Raw genomic sequence first — 15,700 nt, 5'->3', positions numbered from 1 at the left:
TGAGGCGTTTATTGTCTTGATGAACGCGGTCTGCGGCTTCTGCGATTGCTACTCTTAAATTAATCATTAATACAGCCACAACTTAACGATAAGAACAACTTCAAAACTGTCTTGTTTGTCCAGATTTAGTTAAACTTCAAGGGTCGTTGCTTTCTTTTTTTATTATCTCCAATATATTTTATTTCCAGCATAAACATTTTTCAATTTACCTACTCTCGGATAAAAACTCTGAACAGGTAGTAAGGGGTGTGGAACGCTTGGTAGGTGTCGGATTTACAAAATAAGGTTGTGTACTAGTTAAGGATCTACATCTTGCATCAGCCCTACAAACCAGGTAGGGTGAAAATCAGGAAAGCTGAGACTCCTTAATTTTTCGTTCTTAAACCTGGGTTCTCCGAGCTTGCTGAGACGAGGGCAAGATCTAAACCATCACTAGTGCTAAAACACAGCTAGCAGTCTATGAAACAAACACCTCCTCTTTCTATCATATTCCCTGCTCCCTGCTCCCTGCTCCCTGCTCCCTGCTCCCTGCTCCCCTGCTCCCCTGCTCCCCTGCTCCCCTGCTCCCTGCTCCCCTGCTCCCTGCTCCCTGCTCCCTATTCTTGCCAAGAGGTTGATATGACTAAATTTCTATTCGTAACTGATTTAGACAACACCCTCGTGGGAGAGGACAATACGCTCCTTGAACTTAATGGTCGCTTAGAAAAACATCGGCAGGAACATGGTACTAAGATCGTTTATGCCACAGGTCGCTCGCCAATTCTGTATCAAAAATTAAAAGAAGAGAAAAATCTTTTAGAACCAGATGGGCTTATCTTAGCTGTGGGAACCGAAATTTACATTAATGGTAGTAAAGATCCTGACTCAGGTTGGTCAGAAAGACTTTCACCTGGTTGGAATCGTGATTTGGTGGTGTCTGTAGCTACTAAGTTTCCTGACTTAGTTCCGCAACCAGATTCGGAACAGCGCCCTTTTAAGGTGAGTTTTTTCTTGCAACAAACCTTCGCAGATCGAGTATTACCAAAACTTGAGTCAGATTTGCAAGAGCTTAAATTAAATGTAAAGCTCATTTACAGTAGTGGTATAGACCTTGACATTGTACCTAGAAGCAGCGATAAAGGACAGGCAGTACAGTTTCTTCGCCAAAAGTGGAAATTTGTAGCAGAAAAGACGGTTGTCTGTGGCGATTCTGGCAATGATATTGCTTTGTTTGCTACTGCCGAAGAAAGGGGAATAATAGTTGGGAACGCCCGTCCTGAATTACTCCAATGGTACAAAGACAATCGCGCTGAGTATCGTTACCTAGCGAAAAATTTTTGTGCAGGTGGAATACTAGAAGGTCTTATATATTTTGGTTTCTTAAAATGATTAGTTATCTTAAAGGCATCATCGCCGGTATCCAAAGTAATAGTGGTAATCGTAATGTTCTGACAATAGAAGTTAATGGGTTGGGGTACGACTTGCAAGTTCCTGCACGACTGGTGAAACAATTGCCAGACTCAGGCGGCGAAGTTCAAATCTTTACTCATTACCAAATTCGTGAAGAAGTACCATTACTATATGGTTTTGCTTCACCAGGAGAACGAGATGTTTTTCGCCACTTGTTGAGTGTGAGCGGGATCGGGGCTGCTTTAGCGATCGCCTTACTGGACACTTTGGAACTACCAGACTTAGTCCAAGCAATCATCACTGGCAACACCCAATTATTAATTCAAGCTCCTGGTGTGGGCAAGAAAACCGCAGAACGCCTTTGTTTGGAACTAAAAAGTAAGTTGATAGAATGGCGCAAAACAGCAGGATTTTTCGTCGCTACAGGTGGTCCAGCACCAGGAATTCTCGAAGAAGTGCAAATGACTCTGTTAGCATTAGGCTATACGGCAAACGAAGTTAGTCACGCTTTGCACGTAGTAAGTGAAGATATTGGATTATCTAAAAATGCTCTTGTAGAAGACTGGCTAAAACAGGCGATCGCACATCTTAGTGCTGCTGAATATAGCCAGCCTTAGCCCTATGCCCCATGCCCTATGCCCTATGCCCAATCCCCAATCCCCAATAAACTCTCGCGCTGCGTCACAGATTCAGCTACACTGAGTCTTGGTTTGTTGCTTTGTTAGTTGGCATGGAAATCGGACAAAAAGTTAAAGTTTACCGTTTGCGCGATCGCGTTTCTGCTCCTGTAGCTCAAAGACTAGGAAAAGTAGGTACAATTCAGTCATTTAGAATGACTGACGCAAGCGGTGTCGGGGTGGTGGTTAAGTTTGAAGATAATTTTACTACTTGGTTTTTTGAAGATGAACTCAAACTTGTGCAGTAGCGCGGAAGTGCTCATAACTTCCGAGAGAGCTACAGTTTGATACAGAGTGCTAAGTTGGAGTTGAAAAAATCGGCGGTAAAATATAGGAATCAACTAATGGCGCTGATACTAACATTTTTGGGTAAAGGTAGCACAGATCGCACAAAAATTGCGATCGCTACCGCCAAGCTATTAGCAAATCAAGGAAGGCGGGTACTCCTTGCAGGACAGGCTGAACCAACATTGTCAATCCTACTGGGTGTCCCAATTAGTTCTAACCCTCAAGAAATTGCTGCTAATTTGCATCTCGTACAGTTTCAAACATCTGTATTGCTAGAACGCAGTTGGGAAGAGGTGAAGAAAGTGGAGGCGCAATACCTCCGCACACCCTTGTTGAAAGAGGTTTACGCTCAAGAAGTACCAGTTTTGCCTGGGATGGACAGCGCCCTTGTCTTAAATGCCATTCGCGAATATGACGCCAGTGGCAAATATGACGTAATTGTCTATGATGGTTCGGGGGACTCTTCCACCATTAGAACTTTAGGAATGCCAGAATCTCTTAGTTGGTATGTAAGGAGATTTAGACAATTATTCGTTAATTCTGATATAGGAAAAACAATTTCCGAATCACCCCTAATTCAACCTCTGGTTAGCACTGTTCTCAACATTAATTGGAACCCTGATAGCCTTAACGAACCTACTAACCAAGTTAATAATTTATTAGATAAAGGGAAAGCAGCTGTTGCAGATCCAAAGCATGTTGCTGCATTCTTAGTAACTACAGATGACCCTATCGAAGTTGCTACTGCTCGTTATCTTTGGGGTAGTGCTCAGCAAGTTGGTTTGACTGTTGGTGGGGTTATATTCGTATCTTCTGACAGAACCCTTAGCTTAGCAGAAGAATTTACTCCCCTACCAGTGAGTGTTGTTCCCGATGAAAGCACAGGCGACTGGCAATCATTAATAGATGCACTACCTAACTTTGCGGCTCAGGCAGTACAAGCTCCCAAGCCAATTGAGATCGATACCCAAAATCGTCAGGTACGCTTATTTTTGCCTGGGTTTGATAAAAAACAAGTCAAGCTGACTCAATATGGGCCAGAGGTCACTATAGAAGCAGGAGATCTGCGGCGAAATATCGCTTTACCTCCCGCTTTAAGTGGCAAATCAGTTACAGGAGCAAAGTTCCAAAATAATTATTTGATAATTTCGTTTTAGTGGTTAATGGTTAGTGGTTAGTACAACAACTAACCATTACATACTAACAACCTCTACTCCCCATCTCGTATATGCCTTATGTCTGAATCAACGCCCGTTTCCCCAAATCCCAATTCATCTCCTACGCAAGATCTAGGATCTGTTGGAGAAGAAGTAAATCGCGCTGCTGAGCGCACTGCTAAAACAAGGCAACTACTGGGCATGAAGGGTGCAGCGTCAGGAGGAGGCTCCGTGTGGAAAATCCGCCTACAACTGATGAAACCGATTACCTGGATTCCCCTAATTTGGGGTGTGATCTGTGGTGCGGCTTCTTCTGGTGACTACACTTGGACGCTGGAAAATGTTTTGAAGGCAGCAACCTGTATGTTGCTAGCAGGACCCTTAATGACTGGTTATACACAAACCGTCAATGAATTCTTTGATCGCGATATTGATGCAATCAATGAGCCTTATCGCCCAATTCCTTCAGGAGCGATTTCTCTACCCCAAGTCATTACGCAAATACTGGTTTTGGTGATTAGTGGTGTTGCGCTAGCATTTGTTCTAGATGTTTGGGCAGGTCATGAATTCCCCACAATCACATGCCTTGCTATACTAGGTTCTTTTATAGCATACATTTATTCTGCACCACCGTTAAAACTTAAGCAGAACGGTTGGCTAAGCAGCTACGCCTTAGGCGCAAGTTACATCGCCTTACCCTGGTGTACTGGTCATGCTTTGTTTGGTGAACTCAATTGGAAAATTGTAGTGCTTACCGTGGTTTACAGTTTAGCTGGTTTGGGGATTGCTATTGTTAATGATTTCAAGAGTGTAGAAGGCGATCGCCAGTTTGGATTAAAGTCACTACCCGTCATGTTCGGGGTGACAAATGCTGCATGGATTAGCGTGGTTTTGATTGACGTGTTTCAAGCAGCAATTGCAGTTTATCTGATCACTATCAATGAAAATCTGTATGCTGCAATTCTTCTACTCCTAATCATTCCGCAACTCACCTTCCAAGACATGTACTTCCTACGTGATCCTCTTAATAATGATGTCAAGTACCAAGCAAGTGCTCAACCGTTCCTCGTTCTGGGGATGCTTGTTGCTGGGCTAGCACTTGGTCATGCTGGCATCTAACTTCTCCCTCTATAGCAAGAAGTTAGGAGTGAGAAGTTTTTTTAACTTAGGAGACAGGAATAAATTGTTAGATACGTAGGATGTGTTAGCGATAGTTCCGTCTAACACACTCTACTATTTAATCCTAAGATATATTGGAACCCACCGTGCTGCAACTACTGTATTACCTACTTCACACAATTCAATTTTTAATAGTGCCTATTTGCTTTTTTTGTGCATGGGCATTAGTTTTTGTTGTTGCTTCCAGTTTATGGACAGCTGCAAAACAAAGCGTCTCCAGCGCAAAGCAAATGCATCAGATACCCTGTACAAATTGCGAATTTTTTACCGACAACTACCGCCTTAAATGCACTGTCCATCCCCACGCTGCAAATACAGAAGAAGCCATAGATTGTAGGGATTATCAGCCAAAAACTAATGTTATTTTTTAACAAAAGAACTCAGGAGTCAGAAGTCAGAATTTATAAGATTTAGTTGTAGGGTGCGTTAGGCGAAGCCGTAACGCACCTTGAATTTGTGGTGGTGCGTTGCGCTACGTTAAAATTTATTAACATAGCTTGAAATATTACCGTCGATTCACTTATCTACAAACGGTTGTTTTCCAGCCAGCCTGTGTTTCATCATTTCACTGTGTCAACAACATGAAACAATTGCAGCGTTATTACTTCCCTATCACCCAAGTATTTGCTTTATGGTTAGGAATATTTTTACTTTGCACTTTGCCAACTTACGCCCAGCAATCAGTAAAAAGTTCGTGTTCTGAGAAATTTGTTGCAAGCAAGTGTGTTGGAGATTTATCCCAGATGATACCAACATTGAGACAAGCAAATGTTGTGTATTTGGGAGAGACTCACGATAGTTCCAAAGACCACCAAAATCAGCTAAAAATTATTCAAGAACTCTATCAACATAATCCTAAAATCGCGATCGCAATGGAAATGTTCCAGCGACCTTATCAAGGGATACTGGATCAATATATTACAGGAAAACTAACCGAAAAAGAACTTTTAGAGAAAAGCGAGTACGAAAAACGCTGGCGTATTCCTTGGGAAAATTACGCCCCTATCCTGCGGTTTGCCCAAAAGAAACAATTACCTGTTTTAGCCCTAAATACTCCTTCTGAAATTACTCGTAAAGTTGCTCAGCAAGGCTTAGAAAGTTTAACATTATCTGAACGCCAAAAGATTCCCCCATTCTCAGAAATCCGTACTGATAATAAAGAGTATCGCCAAAGCTTACTTGCAGTCTTTCAGCAGCATCAAGCCGTCAATAATGGTGGTAATAGTAGTGATGTTGACCGCTTCTTTTTAGCACAAGTCCTTTGGGATGAAACAATGGCAGAAGGTATTGCCAAATTTCTAAAATCTCACCCAGATTACCAAGTGGTGGTATTAGCTGGACAAGGACATGTTGTTTATGGTTATGGTATTCCCAGTAGGGTTCTTCGTCGTCTCAAAGGTAAGGTGATTCAGCGTTCTGTTTTACTTAGTCCTCCAGAAGAAGCAAGTACTAAAGATAAGGCGATCGCCGACTTTATCCTTGCTGAAAATTAATACTTAGTGCTGTGCTACAGCGGTAGCTCGATCACAAATTCCGTACCTTCGCCTAGCGTAGAATCTACCTTGATCGCTCCGCCATGTTTTTCCACAACAATTTGACGAGCGATAGCGAAGCGCTGCGGCGAAGCGCCGATCGCCAATCCTAATCCTGTCCCTTTTCCGACGGCTTTAGTTGTAAATAAATGATCAAAGATTTTAGCTTTAACCTCTTCTGTCATCCCCTTACCATTATACCGAATAGAGATCTCAACTTGATTCTCAACCATTGCTGTGCGAATCTTGATTTGCTGAGGATGAGCTTTAATATGTTGAAAGGATCGAGTTTTTGCCATATCATCAAACAAAAAACTTCCTTGTCTGCTTTCCTTCCTTGTTGTCTTTGTCTTGCCAGCACCCAGATGTAAAAAACCTTCCCTTGTGAAGGGAAGGAACCTTCTTGTGGAGACGACTCCGAGCGTCATGTGTGCTACTGCACCTCCGCACGACTTTCACGTCGCACTTGCTCGTTTTAAGAAGGTTTTTTCCACGACTAAATTTTACTGAGTTGTGCTGAATACAACATCTACCCAGTAATTACTAGAGTTATAGGTGGAGCTAGGGAAAGCAGAAGTTGAACCATAGTGATAGACACCGTTACCCCCACTTGTGCCATTGCTTAGAGCGTGCAGTGGTGCGTTATCTACACCAGAGTTGGCAAAGTACCCCTCATCTGCTGAGTAATGACCAACATTAGTATGGTAAGAGGCAATATAGGTTGTATTGGCTGTAATCGCTACAGGGGTAGTAAAGTTTACCTGTTGCCAGCCTGAAGCTGTCTCGTTGGTAAAAGTTGCACTCGCAAGCTTTGTCCCACTACTGTTCCACAGGGTACCAGTATGTGTGCCTGTGTTAGTGATACTCTTGTAGAATCTGATGCTCTTAATATAGCCGTTGATATCAGAGCGGAACTTGACACCTAACTCGGTCGCTGCTGTATCAGGGTCTGCCACTACGGTAGGAGTCGCTGTGCTATTCCAAATACTACATGGTTGTTGTGTAGAACAAGTCCGTGTTCCACCAACTGTGACAGCAACCCCTGTTCCAGGTGTTTCGATATTGCCGCTATCATCTACAGCCCGATTTTTGATAGTTACTGAGCCACTGATTGAAGGTGTCCAGGTGTAGCTCCAGCTGGCACGTCCATTAGCTGGGTGCCATGTTGTCCCGCCATCCACCGATACTTCGACACCGCCGACAACACCGCCACCTGTATCACTTGCCGTGCCACTGATTGTAACTGAGCTACCTGTTGGCACTGTTGTGCCAGCCGTCGGTGAGCTGATCGTTGAGGTGGGGGCGCTGTTGTCTGTTGAGGCAGTGGCTAGTACTAGGCCGGTCTGCAAGGTGGCAGGCTGCACGCGCATGTCAGCGAACAGATTAACAGTTGCCTGTTGCATCCGCACATCTGGGGGGGCGCTGCCATTATCATGCTTGCTATCAAGCCCCCACGACCACTGATATGTTCCTGTTCCAAACACTAAGGCACCACTGCTGTGTTTGTAGAGTGTTAGGTGGTGAGTGGCTGTACCCGAACCATAGGTTGACCCGTAGTCAAGAAGGCGCTGCGACACGTTCTGTGTAGTGGTCGACAATCTAAACAAACCTGGGGGTCGGAAGCCGTTATCAAGGTCTTCATCCCACTCTGCACCCAATGTTCCATTCGGAAGTGTGGCAGTGGTTCCTGCTGCAAGATTTGCGATGCTCGTGTTGCGCCAAAAGCGCATCTTACCGTCAGAATCAGGGACAGTGATGGCATAGCTGCAGCAGTTAACAGTGAAAATAGTACCACTCAGGGCATTCTCTGGACGACCGCCATTTGCAGGTGGACTGAAGCGAGGATCGCGCCAAGTACCAGTCCATGTGGGTGGATCAGCCGGATCGATTACCGCATTCGCATGGGTCTCTTTGTAGGAGACTAGCGTGCGATATGGTGTATTTGACCCATCAATGCTGTTTTCCCACCGGGTCTTCCAGAAAATTTCATTGCCGCTAAAAAATGCCAGATGAATACCTACACCTTGAGCCGCTTCAACATTACTGCGCTGTTGATTAGACCAATACTCATCATGACCGACTGATAAGAAGACCTTATGATTTTTGATCAAGTTACCTCGGCGATCGCTATCTACGCCAGTAAAGTAGCTGACATTGTAGCCGTTAGCCTCTAGCCATCGCACTAGTGGATACTCAGCGTTAAACAGCCAGTCGGTAGCACCGTCGTATACGCGAGTGTTAAAAGGGCGATTGTAGCTGACTTTATAGGCATTTTCTTTAACACCTGGTCCTCCTATGTAGAGGTTTTTGCCGCCGTAAGTGTTATAAGCATGCCAGGTAGTATCAGAAGTCTGGAATAGTAGGTCAGAGGTGCTGCTATCTTTGCGGACGATAAAGACCATGTGGCTAGCCCCCCCAGTGTCTGGGCGCACAAGCTTCACCAAGTAGATCCCTGATGTGGCATTCGTCGGCACAGTCCAAGATGCGGACACGTTCCAGTTACCGCAATCTATTAGTCCAGTTGTTGTATCGCTTAAGCAGTTTGGCTGTGTTTGTGGCACACCTTGAACGGTTGCCACCTTACGAGCACCTGTGCCGTTGTAGTAGCCCAGTCGGTAGATGTTAAGGCTGTAATTGGTGGCGTCGGTCTTAACCTTGAAGGAAACGGTTTCCCCTGGTTGAAAGCTGATATCAGTAGCGAAGCCTTGGATAGTTGAGTCACCATCACCGCTGATGTCCCACTCTGAGGCTGGATTGCCTGCCAGACAGTTCTCAGCGACGATCTCGTTAGCAGGGGAGTCGCAAGGACCTACTGCAAACACTTTCTCTATTTGTAACTGAAAGCCTTTGTTCAGATTTATCACCAGCAATGCTGTGAACAGCATGATGGCGATCACGCGAATAAGCCTTTTCATTTAGTCTCCTTTGTATCTTGATAAAACTTACAGCGCTTTCGAAGTGCGTGAGGTACATTAGTAGGGGCAAACGGTGTTTGCCCTTGGACTATCGGTGTACCTCATTTATCTCAAAACTGCTGTAGCTAAGAAAGGCAGTCCTACATATACATTTTGTGGATTGAAAAAATTAGTTATCCCTTCTACTTTAGTAGTCTGCCTATGTAATTCAGTATAAGTAGGGGAAACAAGAGCATTGCTTTTTGGACTTGGAACTTCAATTTTAAAGTTTTAAATTATGATAAAGCGACATAAATTTCTAAGTTTAATTACTGGTTTTGTAGCAGCTAGTACTATCAGCATAGCTTTAAGTTTAAATTCCAAAAAATATTTAACCATTAATCAGAAACGGAGTCTACCCTTCTTCTTAGGTTGGTATGATAATATTAACAATATTGATGTACCAATCAAAGTATATTCTCAAGGAATTGACTTATTAATGCCTTATGTTGAAAAAGAGAACAAGGAAAAAATTCAAGCATTTTTGGATGCTTCTAAAAAAACACCAATAAAAATTCTGCTTGAGATCTCTCGTTCTTTAATCGAATCAGAAAATATCTCAGGAGTGAAAGAGTTTATTCGTACTTATAAAGATCATCCTTCTGTGTATGGTTGGTATCTTTATGATGAACCAGAGATACCATCTAGACCAATTGCTTCAGATTTATTAAAAAAGCTATACAAAGCTATTAAGGAAGAAGATAAATCAAAGCCAGTAGCGTTAGTTTTTGCCTACATATACGAAATTGAACCCTACAGCGATGCAATGGATATACTGATGTGGGATTTTTATCCTTGCACACAGGAAGTTGCAGAATTTCAATGGGCAAAATCTTACCGTGACCGCCTCAAGTACGTCGCTTCCCTAGCTGATATTAAAAAGAAAAAATTTTGGAACGTAGTACAAGCTTATGGTGAGAATAAGTACAATAAACGATTACCAACAAAGCTAGAATTTCGCTATATGTTTTATTTATCAGTCTTTGCAGGGGCGGACGGGCTGCTATTTTGGATACACTACCTCTCTTCACCTTCCTGGAATGAGTCAGTTTTGTATCCTACTATTAAAGAATTCCGAGAATACATTCCTGCAATCGTTGAAGGAGAAAATTTAAGCAATCCAGTACAAGTAAACAACTCAGAGATAGAAGTTAAATTATTTCCTATTCCTAATACTAAAAAACATTTAATGATAGCCATTAATCACAATCTGATTCAGATAAATTTCACAGTAAATCTCACTCAGAGGTTAGCTGGCAAAATAGTTACTTTTAAGGAAAAAACTATTACTAAAATATCCAATGAGGCAAGTTTTAGTACTCTTTTAAACCCTTATGAAGTCAAGTTGTATAAAATTGTATAACTTTAGGATGGGTTAGCGATCGCATAACCCATACAGGTGTAGTGCTTCATGTCTCAAACGAACCTACATGGTTTGCAATTTAATTAGTTGTTGATATTTATGAGCCTCTACTAAATAACAAATCATGCTCGTGTTTTTGAGGGCTGCTCTGTATTAATTACCAGTTACTAACTTGCAAAACTTGATTGCGGAACAATTGATAGCCATAGCCAGCAAAGTGAGAAATTGGCATACTTAATAAAGCAATTCCACAGAAAAAGAAACGACTAATGAATGAAGGAACTTCGTGTTCACTGCCTCGCCAAATTTCCGAATTAAAGCTTTTCCAATGTTTTAAAGTAACTCGCAGACTCTCCAAAAAAGGTAATAGTAACCCTCCAAGAATTACTAATTCCATTGGCAAATCTAATTTAGTAAAAAGAAAGTCAACAATGAGAAGCAAAAGAGCAGTAGATATAACTACAAATGGTAATATACCTCTCAATTGCAGTATTTTGGGGTGTTTTGTACTGGTTAAATATCGACCTCGACCATATCTGAAATATTGAAGAATTAATGACTTGTAAGATTTTCGCGGGTAGTACCAGACACGAATTTTTGAGTCGATGTAGATTGCTTGCTCATTTTTAGCAATTAACTTCTGATTCAATTCAGAATCAGCATTAGTAATTTGTGTTGGATCAAATATAGTTTTATCAAAGTTCAAGCTTATCGCTTTATTGGGATTATCTTTAACACACAAATCGTGTAGCTCTAATAAACTCTTTTTCCAAAAGCACCCTAAATAAACAGTATCTGCGTAACCGCTATAGTTAGGGTTTCTATATTTAGCTCCACCATTTCCAAGTAAGCTCAAAGATGCAAGTGCAACACCTGCTTGAAAGGAGTTTTCAGCTACAAAGCGCTGCGCTCCACCAACATTACAAGCGTTTGAATTTTGCAAACCTTCTACACATCTTTCGATGTAGTCAGATGCATAGTCAGAATGACCATCAGCTGTGAGAAAAATATCACCTGTACATTCAGATAAAATTAAATTTAGACCGGCTGGTCTAGTTTTTTGAGAATTGTGTAGTAGCTTGATGCGTACATCTTCAGTTGAGAGTTTTTCAACTATTTTTTGAGTACCATCCGTGCTACCACCATCAGCAACGAATATTTCTATTATATATGGGTAATTGCTGCCTAAAAATCCACGCACAACTTGTTCTATTTTTGCGGATTCATTGTAGGCAGGGATAGCAATAGAAACTGTAGATACTGTATTTGACATGGTTGTATTTATCTCTATCCATTCGACCTAACAATAAAAAAGTTTTTTCACATTCCTAACTAAACTTGAGCTACGCTAAGTTCACAACTTAATAAAAATGCGGCTACTTCTAAAAGGATTATTTAATTAATATGAATCAAATATTAGTTAATGTAATCTTTAATCGATTCATTTTTTAATGCAAAAGGCGAGCTAATTTTTAAATCACTCTTTAGCAGAATCAATGTATTTAAAATGCTAATTATAAATTTTTCATGGATTCTGTTAGCCTGTTTAAGGCGTATACCTGATTGCTCAATAACTCTCTTCCGTGATTGACTTGAAACACCCCCTGGTTGACATTTTGATATAACAAAAGGTAAATAGAATATTTCTATATCCTTCAGCATTCTGAGAAATAATTCATAATCCATAGAAGTTTTAATAGATTCATCGAATTTGTAATTTCTGTGCAAAGACGTCTCGCAAAAAAAACCTTGGTGAGGTAAAAACATAAAGTATTTTAGGAAATTAGATGTAAGTTTTGGTGGATAATACAACACCTCTTCTTCTGCATAATTTGAGGAGATTCTACCTCCGACGCCACACTTCCATTTATGTGTCAAATAGCTTTTAACAACTTCAGAAACAATAGTATTAGAAACAAGTACATCGCCTGCATTTAAGAAAAAGATTAAATCACCATTACTTCTATCTAAACCTTTATTAAATGCACTAGATATCCCATTATCTATTTCTGAAGAATAAACATATTTTTTAGAATGGGTATATGACTCTAAAAGCTCTTTACTTCCATCATCAGAATCTCCATCAATGACAATATGCTCTATTATTTTATAGTCTTGCTCTTTGACTGATTCCAAGGTTTTTTGTAATCCTTGGTAATTATTTTTCGAGATCGTCACTATGGATACTTGGCAATAGTTCATATTACTTATTACTTATTAATTTTTGAGTATTTGTTCGTAGATAGTTCTGGTTTCGGCTATCATGCGCTCAACTGTAAATTCCTGCACAAATTTTTGTCTGCCTGCTTTACCCATCTGTTGACGAAGATCAGGAGATTGAATGAGAGTAGAGAGTGCATCAGCTAGTAGTTGTACATCTTTAGGCGGCACTAGTAAGCCTGTTTCACTATGTACAATTTCCTCTGGCACTCCATTTACATTAGTTGCAACAATAGGTAAGCCAGCACGCATAGCTTCTAAAATGCTGATAGGTAATCCTTCATAGTGAGTGCTAAGAATAAATATTTGAGACTGAGTTAACAATTCGGACACATCTGTACGATCGCCTAAAAAAGAAACCCGATCTGCAATTCCCAAAGATTGTGCTAAAGCTTTGCATGATGACAAAGACGAACCACTACCAACCAAGTCAAGATGAAGAGTATGGTTCGACAGCAGAGCGATCGCGTTTAGTAGGGTAGCTTGGTCTTTCTGCTCATTAAAACGTGCCACCATAATCAAACGGGGTGGTTGCTGTGAAGGATTGGCTAGGGAAATCGCTATATTGTCAATGCCGTAACGAAGACAAACCAATGAACTTTTGCTGCCAATACCAAGGCTTTGTGCCAACAGGCGATCGCTTTCCGACACACAAATCAGCTTGCTAGTAATAAGTGCCGTCAATTTTTCGGCCAATAGTGCAATCATGCGACGAGGTATGGGTGTTCCAGAAGTAAAGCCCCAACCATGTGCTGTAAATACTGTAGGAACTCTGCAAATCCATCCAGCAACACGCCCAACTACCCCAGCTTTACTACTATGTGCGTGGATGATACCTGGTTTAATTTTTTTTATTAATAAAACGCATTCTTTTACTGCTAATAGGTCACTAAATAAGCTGATTTGACGGGTCAGATTTGGAATTAGATGCACAAACACTCCAATAGCACTCACATTCTGGGTTAAATGACCTGTGCTACCCGTTGCTAAATGAACTTCGTAATGTTCATGAAAATTGGAAATCAAATCATAAACATTCCCCTGAGCGCCACCCAATTCAGATTTTGTAATTATGTAAAGTAGTACTTGCTTATTATTTTGCATAAACAATTTAATAGGGTAAATTTTCTCTTATAGAACCTTGGGCAATGTTTTTGATAAATAACTCACCGAATAATTTTTTTGATAGAAATTCACAGCTTCTCGATAACACTTCTCGTAATCACTAATTTCCATGCTAAATAAATAGTTTATGCATTTTAATATTGAGCTTTCATCATTAAAATCAATCAGGAAGACAAACTCTAAATTTTTGAAACAAGAAAAAGCAGGAATATCATTAATAACTAACAACTTTCCATAGCTTAATGCTTCTGCTATCACACCACTTTGAGTAGAGAAAGAGTAAGGAATTACAAGAAAGTGCGTCAAACCAAGCAAGAATTTTTTAGCACTATTAGACATATAGCCAGGAAATCTAATTATTAGCTCTTTATCATAATTTATAGACACATTTTTATCAGAACCAGCACGAATTAACCGAGCTTTATCTACATAATATTTATTAACAATATTTGCAAATTTTATAAATCCTTGAGGATTTTTATCTTTTACCGCTGTACCTAGATAGGAAAAAGTTTTGACTTTTTCCCAATTACATCTCAGTTCAAACAAGTTCCTCTCCAAAATCTCATCAGGAACAGACATAAAAGTAAGATTTACCTGACAAATCTTCTGATTTTCAACAAAGCTTTTAGCTTTTAATACAGCTTCATTACTAGGTAATAAAACTTTAGATGATAAAAAACCAAACAATAAGTTAGAGATATAGACTAAAAATGCTTTAAGAGGATTAGTTCTTCCCTTCTCTAATCGAGGTTCATGCATCATATAATATACTCTTAAATCTTTAGAAAGAATAATACATATAGTTTTAAGAATAAATATTAAAGCCAAATACTCTAATCGTATTTGAAATAAAAATAGCGATATTACCTCGTCTGATGATAAACTTACTAAGTTTTTTACTAGGTAGAAAATTGTTCCAAGAGTAATACGATTTATATTTTCTATATGAGAATTACTATGAGAATTACCAAAAATATTACATTTTAACGCTGCATTAAAAGATTCTGGGCAATGATTTAGATTCGGATTTTTAGGAATGAAAAGGTATCTTATATGCATAGTCATAGAAACTATTTTTTTATTTATTATTTATTTTGATAAATTATAAAAATTCAATCGCCATTAATTCTGTCTAAACCTTTATTAAATGCACTAGATATCCCATTATCTACTTCTGAAAAATAAACATATTTTTTACAATGGGTATATGACTTTAAAAGTTCTTTACTTCCGTCATCGGACTCTCCATCAATGACAATATGCTCTATTATTTTAGAGTCTTGCTCTTTGACTGATTGCAAGGTTTTTTGTAATCCTTGGTAATTATTTTTCGAGATAGTCACTATGGACACTAGTCAGTTATTTATATCACTTGTAATTAATTAATTAAGTTTAATACAAATTGATAAAAAAGGTAAAAATGTTCAGTTATTGGTGTAGTTAGCGGTTGACCATTCCAAAAAATCAGATAACTTTCACTACCCTCAGGTTTTATCATACTAGAAAAAAAATAAATCATCCTGAAAACAATTGACCAAAGCAATATAAAAGTATCATAGCTACCATCACGTTTTTCGGAAGAGAGAGTGATCATATAAAAAAAACCAGGTATACAAAAAAAGATACTGGTAATTCTCAAATTAAATCCATACGTCAAAGAGCCAAAATAAAGCAAGAGAAGCAGAAAAAATGTTGTAATCCATCTTATATGAATTCTATTTATTTTTCTTATATCAGATTTCAAGATAAATATAGAGATAATAATATAATCAAAAATAGGACGTACTTGATTTTTAATCTTATCTCCAAAACT

16 protein-coding genes are annotated in these 15,700 nt (G+C 39.7%); 8 read left to right on the top strand and 8 right to left on the bottom strand.

Going from position 1 to position 15,700, the window contains the following annotated elements; genetic code table 11:
* The first annotated feature begins 618 nt into the window (after positions 1-618).
* From G4P69_RS25240 to G4P69_RS25215, 7 genes are all read left to right on the top strand, one after another.
* Positions 619-1,368 carry a sucrose-phosphate phosphatase gene (locus G4P69_RS25240; protein ID WP_208340019.1) on the top strand — a complete coding sequence of 250 codons (750 nt, stop codon included), beginning with the start codon at positions 619-621 and terminating at the stop codon, positions 1,366-1,368.
* Positions 1,365-2,006, top strand: a complete 642-nt coding sequence (gene ruvA, locus G4P69_RS25235) for a Holliday junction branch migration protein RuvA (protein WP_208340018.1) — start codon at positions 1,365-1,367, stop codon at positions 2,004-2,006. Before G4P69_RS25240 ends, ruvA begins: the two co-directional genes overlap by 4 nt.
* Positions 2,007-2,119: 113 nt before the next feature.
* Positions 2,120-2,314: a cytochrome b6f subunit PetP gene (petP, locus tag G4P69_RS25230; protein WP_208340017.1), complete on the top strand. Its 195-nt coding sequence runs from the start codon at positions 2,120-2,122 to the stop codon at positions 2,312-2,314.
* Positions 2,315-2,410: 96 nt separating this feature from the next.
* Positions 2,411-3,511: a Get3/ArsA fold putative tail anchor-mediating ATPase NosAFP gene (locus G4P69_RS25225; protein ID WP_208340016.1), complete on the top strand. Its 1,101-nt coding sequence runs from the start codon at positions 2,411-2,413 to the stop codon at positions 3,509-3,511.
* A 78-nt stretch (positions 3,512-3,589) separates the two neighbouring features.
* On the top strand, positions 3,590-4,630 hold the full coding sequence (chlG, locus tag G4P69_RS25220; protein WP_208340015.1) for a chlorophyll synthase ChlG: 1,041 nt from the start codon (positions 3,590-3,592) through the stop codon (positions 4,628-4,630).
* A 146-nt stretch (positions 4,631-4,776) separates the two neighbouring features.
* Positions 4,777-5,061 carry a hypothetical protein gene (locus tag G4P69_RS39465; RefSeq protein ID WP_310834220.1) on the top strand — a complete coding sequence of 95 codons (285 nt, stop codon included), beginning with the start codon at positions 4,777-4,779 and terminating at the stop codon, positions 5,059-5,061.
* A gap of 210 nt (positions 5,062-5,271) precedes the next feature.
* Positions 5,272-6,183, top strand: a complete 912-nt coding sequence (locus G4P69_RS25215; RefSeq protein WP_208340014.1) for a ChaN family lipoprotein — start codon at positions 5,272-5,274, stop codon at positions 6,181-6,183.
* Between the two features lie 14 nt (positions 6,184-6,197).
* On the opposite strand, the gene G4P69_RS25210 is transcribed toward G4P69_RS25215, so the two are convergent.
* Positions 6,198-6,521 (bottom strand): sensor histidine kinase, encoded by a 324-nt coding sequence (locus G4P69_RS25210; protein WP_243902209.1) that lies wholly within the window; start codon positions 6,519-6,521, stop codon positions 6,198-6,200.
* Between the two features lie 204 nt (positions 6,522-6,725).
* Complete coding sequence (locus tag G4P69_RS25205) at positions 6,726-9,137, bottom strand: DUF4082 domain-containing protein (RefSeq protein WP_208352002.1); 2,412 nt, start codon at positions 9,135-9,137, stop codon at positions 6,726-6,728.
* Between the two features lie 277 nt (positions 9,138-9,414).
* Here G4P69_RS25205 and G4P69_RS25200 point away from each other — a divergent pair, with 277 nt between their 5' ends.
* Positions 9,415-10,539: a glycoside hydrolase family 2 TIM barrel-domain containing protein gene (locus G4P69_RS25200; RefSeq protein ID WP_208340011.1), complete on the top strand. Its 1,125-nt coding sequence runs from the start codon at positions 9,415-9,417 to the stop codon at positions 10,537-10,539.
* A 157-nt stretch (positions 10,540-10,696) separates the two neighbouring features.
* Here the strand turns inward: G4P69_RS25200 and G4P69_RS25195 are convergent, their stop codons facing one another.
* From G4P69_RS25195 to G4P69_RS25170, 6 genes are all read right to left on the bottom strand, one after another.
* On the bottom strand, positions 10,697-11,812 hold the full coding sequence (locus G4P69_RS25195; RefSeq protein WP_208340010.1) for a glycosyltransferase family 2 protein: 1,116 nt from the start codon (positions 11,810-11,812) through the stop codon (positions 10,697-10,699).
* Positions 11,813-11,955: 143 nt separating this feature from the next.
* On the bottom strand, positions 11,956-12,717 hold the full coding sequence (locus tag G4P69_RS25190; RefSeq protein WP_208340009.1) for a glycosyltransferase family 2 protein: 762 nt from the start codon (positions 12,715-12,717) through the stop codon (positions 11,956-11,958).
* A 39-nt stretch (positions 12,718-12,756) separates the two neighbouring features.
* Complete coding sequence (locus G4P69_RS25185) at positions 12,757-13,863, bottom strand: glycosyltransferase family 4 protein (protein WP_208340008.1); 1,107 nt, start codon at positions 13,861-13,863, stop codon at positions 12,757-12,759.
* A 27-nt stretch (positions 13,864-13,890) separates the two neighbouring features.
* Positions 13,891-14,952 carry a glycosyltransferase family protein gene (locus tag G4P69_RS25180; protein WP_208352000.1) on the bottom strand — a complete coding sequence of 354 codons (1,062 nt, stop codon included), beginning with the start codon at positions 14,950-14,952 and terminating at the stop codon, positions 13,891-13,893.
* Between the two features lie 47 nt (positions 14,953-14,999).
* Positions 15,000-15,230 (bottom strand): glycosyltransferase, encoded by a 231-nt coding sequence (locus G4P69_RS25175; protein WP_208340006.1) that lies wholly within the window; start codon positions 15,228-15,230, stop codon positions 15,000-15,002.
* Positions 15,231-15,265: 35 nt separating this feature from the next.
* Positions 15,266-15,700 (bottom strand): hypothetical protein (locus tag G4P69_RS25170; protein WP_208351997.1); only part of this gene is annotated, 435 nt, incomplete at its 5' end.

The organism is Aetokthonos hydrillicola CCALA 1050 (assembly GCF_017591665.1).
GTDB lineage: Bacteria > Cyanobacteriota > Cyanobacteriia > Cyanobacteriales > Nostocaceae > Aetokthonos > Aetokthonos hydrillicola.
The sequence above is the reverse complement of the archived record's forward strand: the minus strand, read 5'-3'. Positions and strand labels throughout refer to the sequence as shown.

Excerpts from the sequence above, each read along its gene's own strand:
- G4P69_RS25180 (WP_208352000.1), bottom strand. The coding sequence starts at position 14,952 with ATGACTATGCATATAAGATACCTTTTCATTCCTAAAAATCCGAATCTA.
- chlG (WP_208340015.1), top strand. The coding sequence starts at position 3,590 with ATGTCTGAATCAACGCCCGTTTCCCCAAATCCCAATTCATCTCCTACG.
- G4P69_RS25185 (WP_208340008.1), bottom strand. The coding sequence starts at position 13,863 with ATGCAAAATAATAAGCAAGTACTACTTTACATAATTACAAAATCTGAA.
- ruvA (WP_208340018.1), top strand. The coding sequence starts at position 1,365 with ATGATTAGTTATCTTAAAGGCATCATCGCCGGTATCCAAAGTAATAGT.
- G4P69_RS25195 (WP_208340010.1), bottom strand. The coding sequence starts at position 11,812 with ATGTCAAATACAGTATCTACAGTTTCTATTGCTATCCCTGCCTACAAT.
- G4P69_RS25200 (WP_208340011.1), top strand. The coding sequence starts at position 9,415 with ATGATAAAGCGACATAAATTTCTAAGTTTAATTACTGGTTTTGTAGCA.
- G4P69_RS25240 (WP_208340019.1), top strand. The coding sequence starts at position 619 with ATGACTAAATTTCTATTCGTAACTGATTTAGACAACACCCTCGTGGGA.
- G4P69_RS25225 (WP_208340016.1), top strand. The coding sequence starts at position 2,411 with ATGGCGCTGATACTAACATTTTTGGGTAAAGGTAGCACAGATCGCACA.
- petP (WP_208340017.1), top strand. The coding sequence starts at position 2,120 with ATGGAAATCGGACAAAAAGTTAAAGTTTACCGTTTGCGCGATCGCGTT.
- G4P69_RS25215 (WP_208340014.1), top strand. The coding sequence starts at position 5,272 with ATGAAACAATTGCAGCGTTATTACTTCCCTATCACCCAAGTATTTGCT.
- G4P69_RS25205 (WP_208352002.1), bottom strand. The coding sequence starts at position 9,137 with ATGAAAAGGCTTATTCGCGTGATCGCCATCATGCTGTTCACAGCATTG.
- G4P69_RS25210 (WP_243902209.1), bottom strand. The coding sequence starts at position 6,521 with ATGGCAAAAACTCGATCCTTTCAACATATTAAAGCTCATCCTCAGCAA.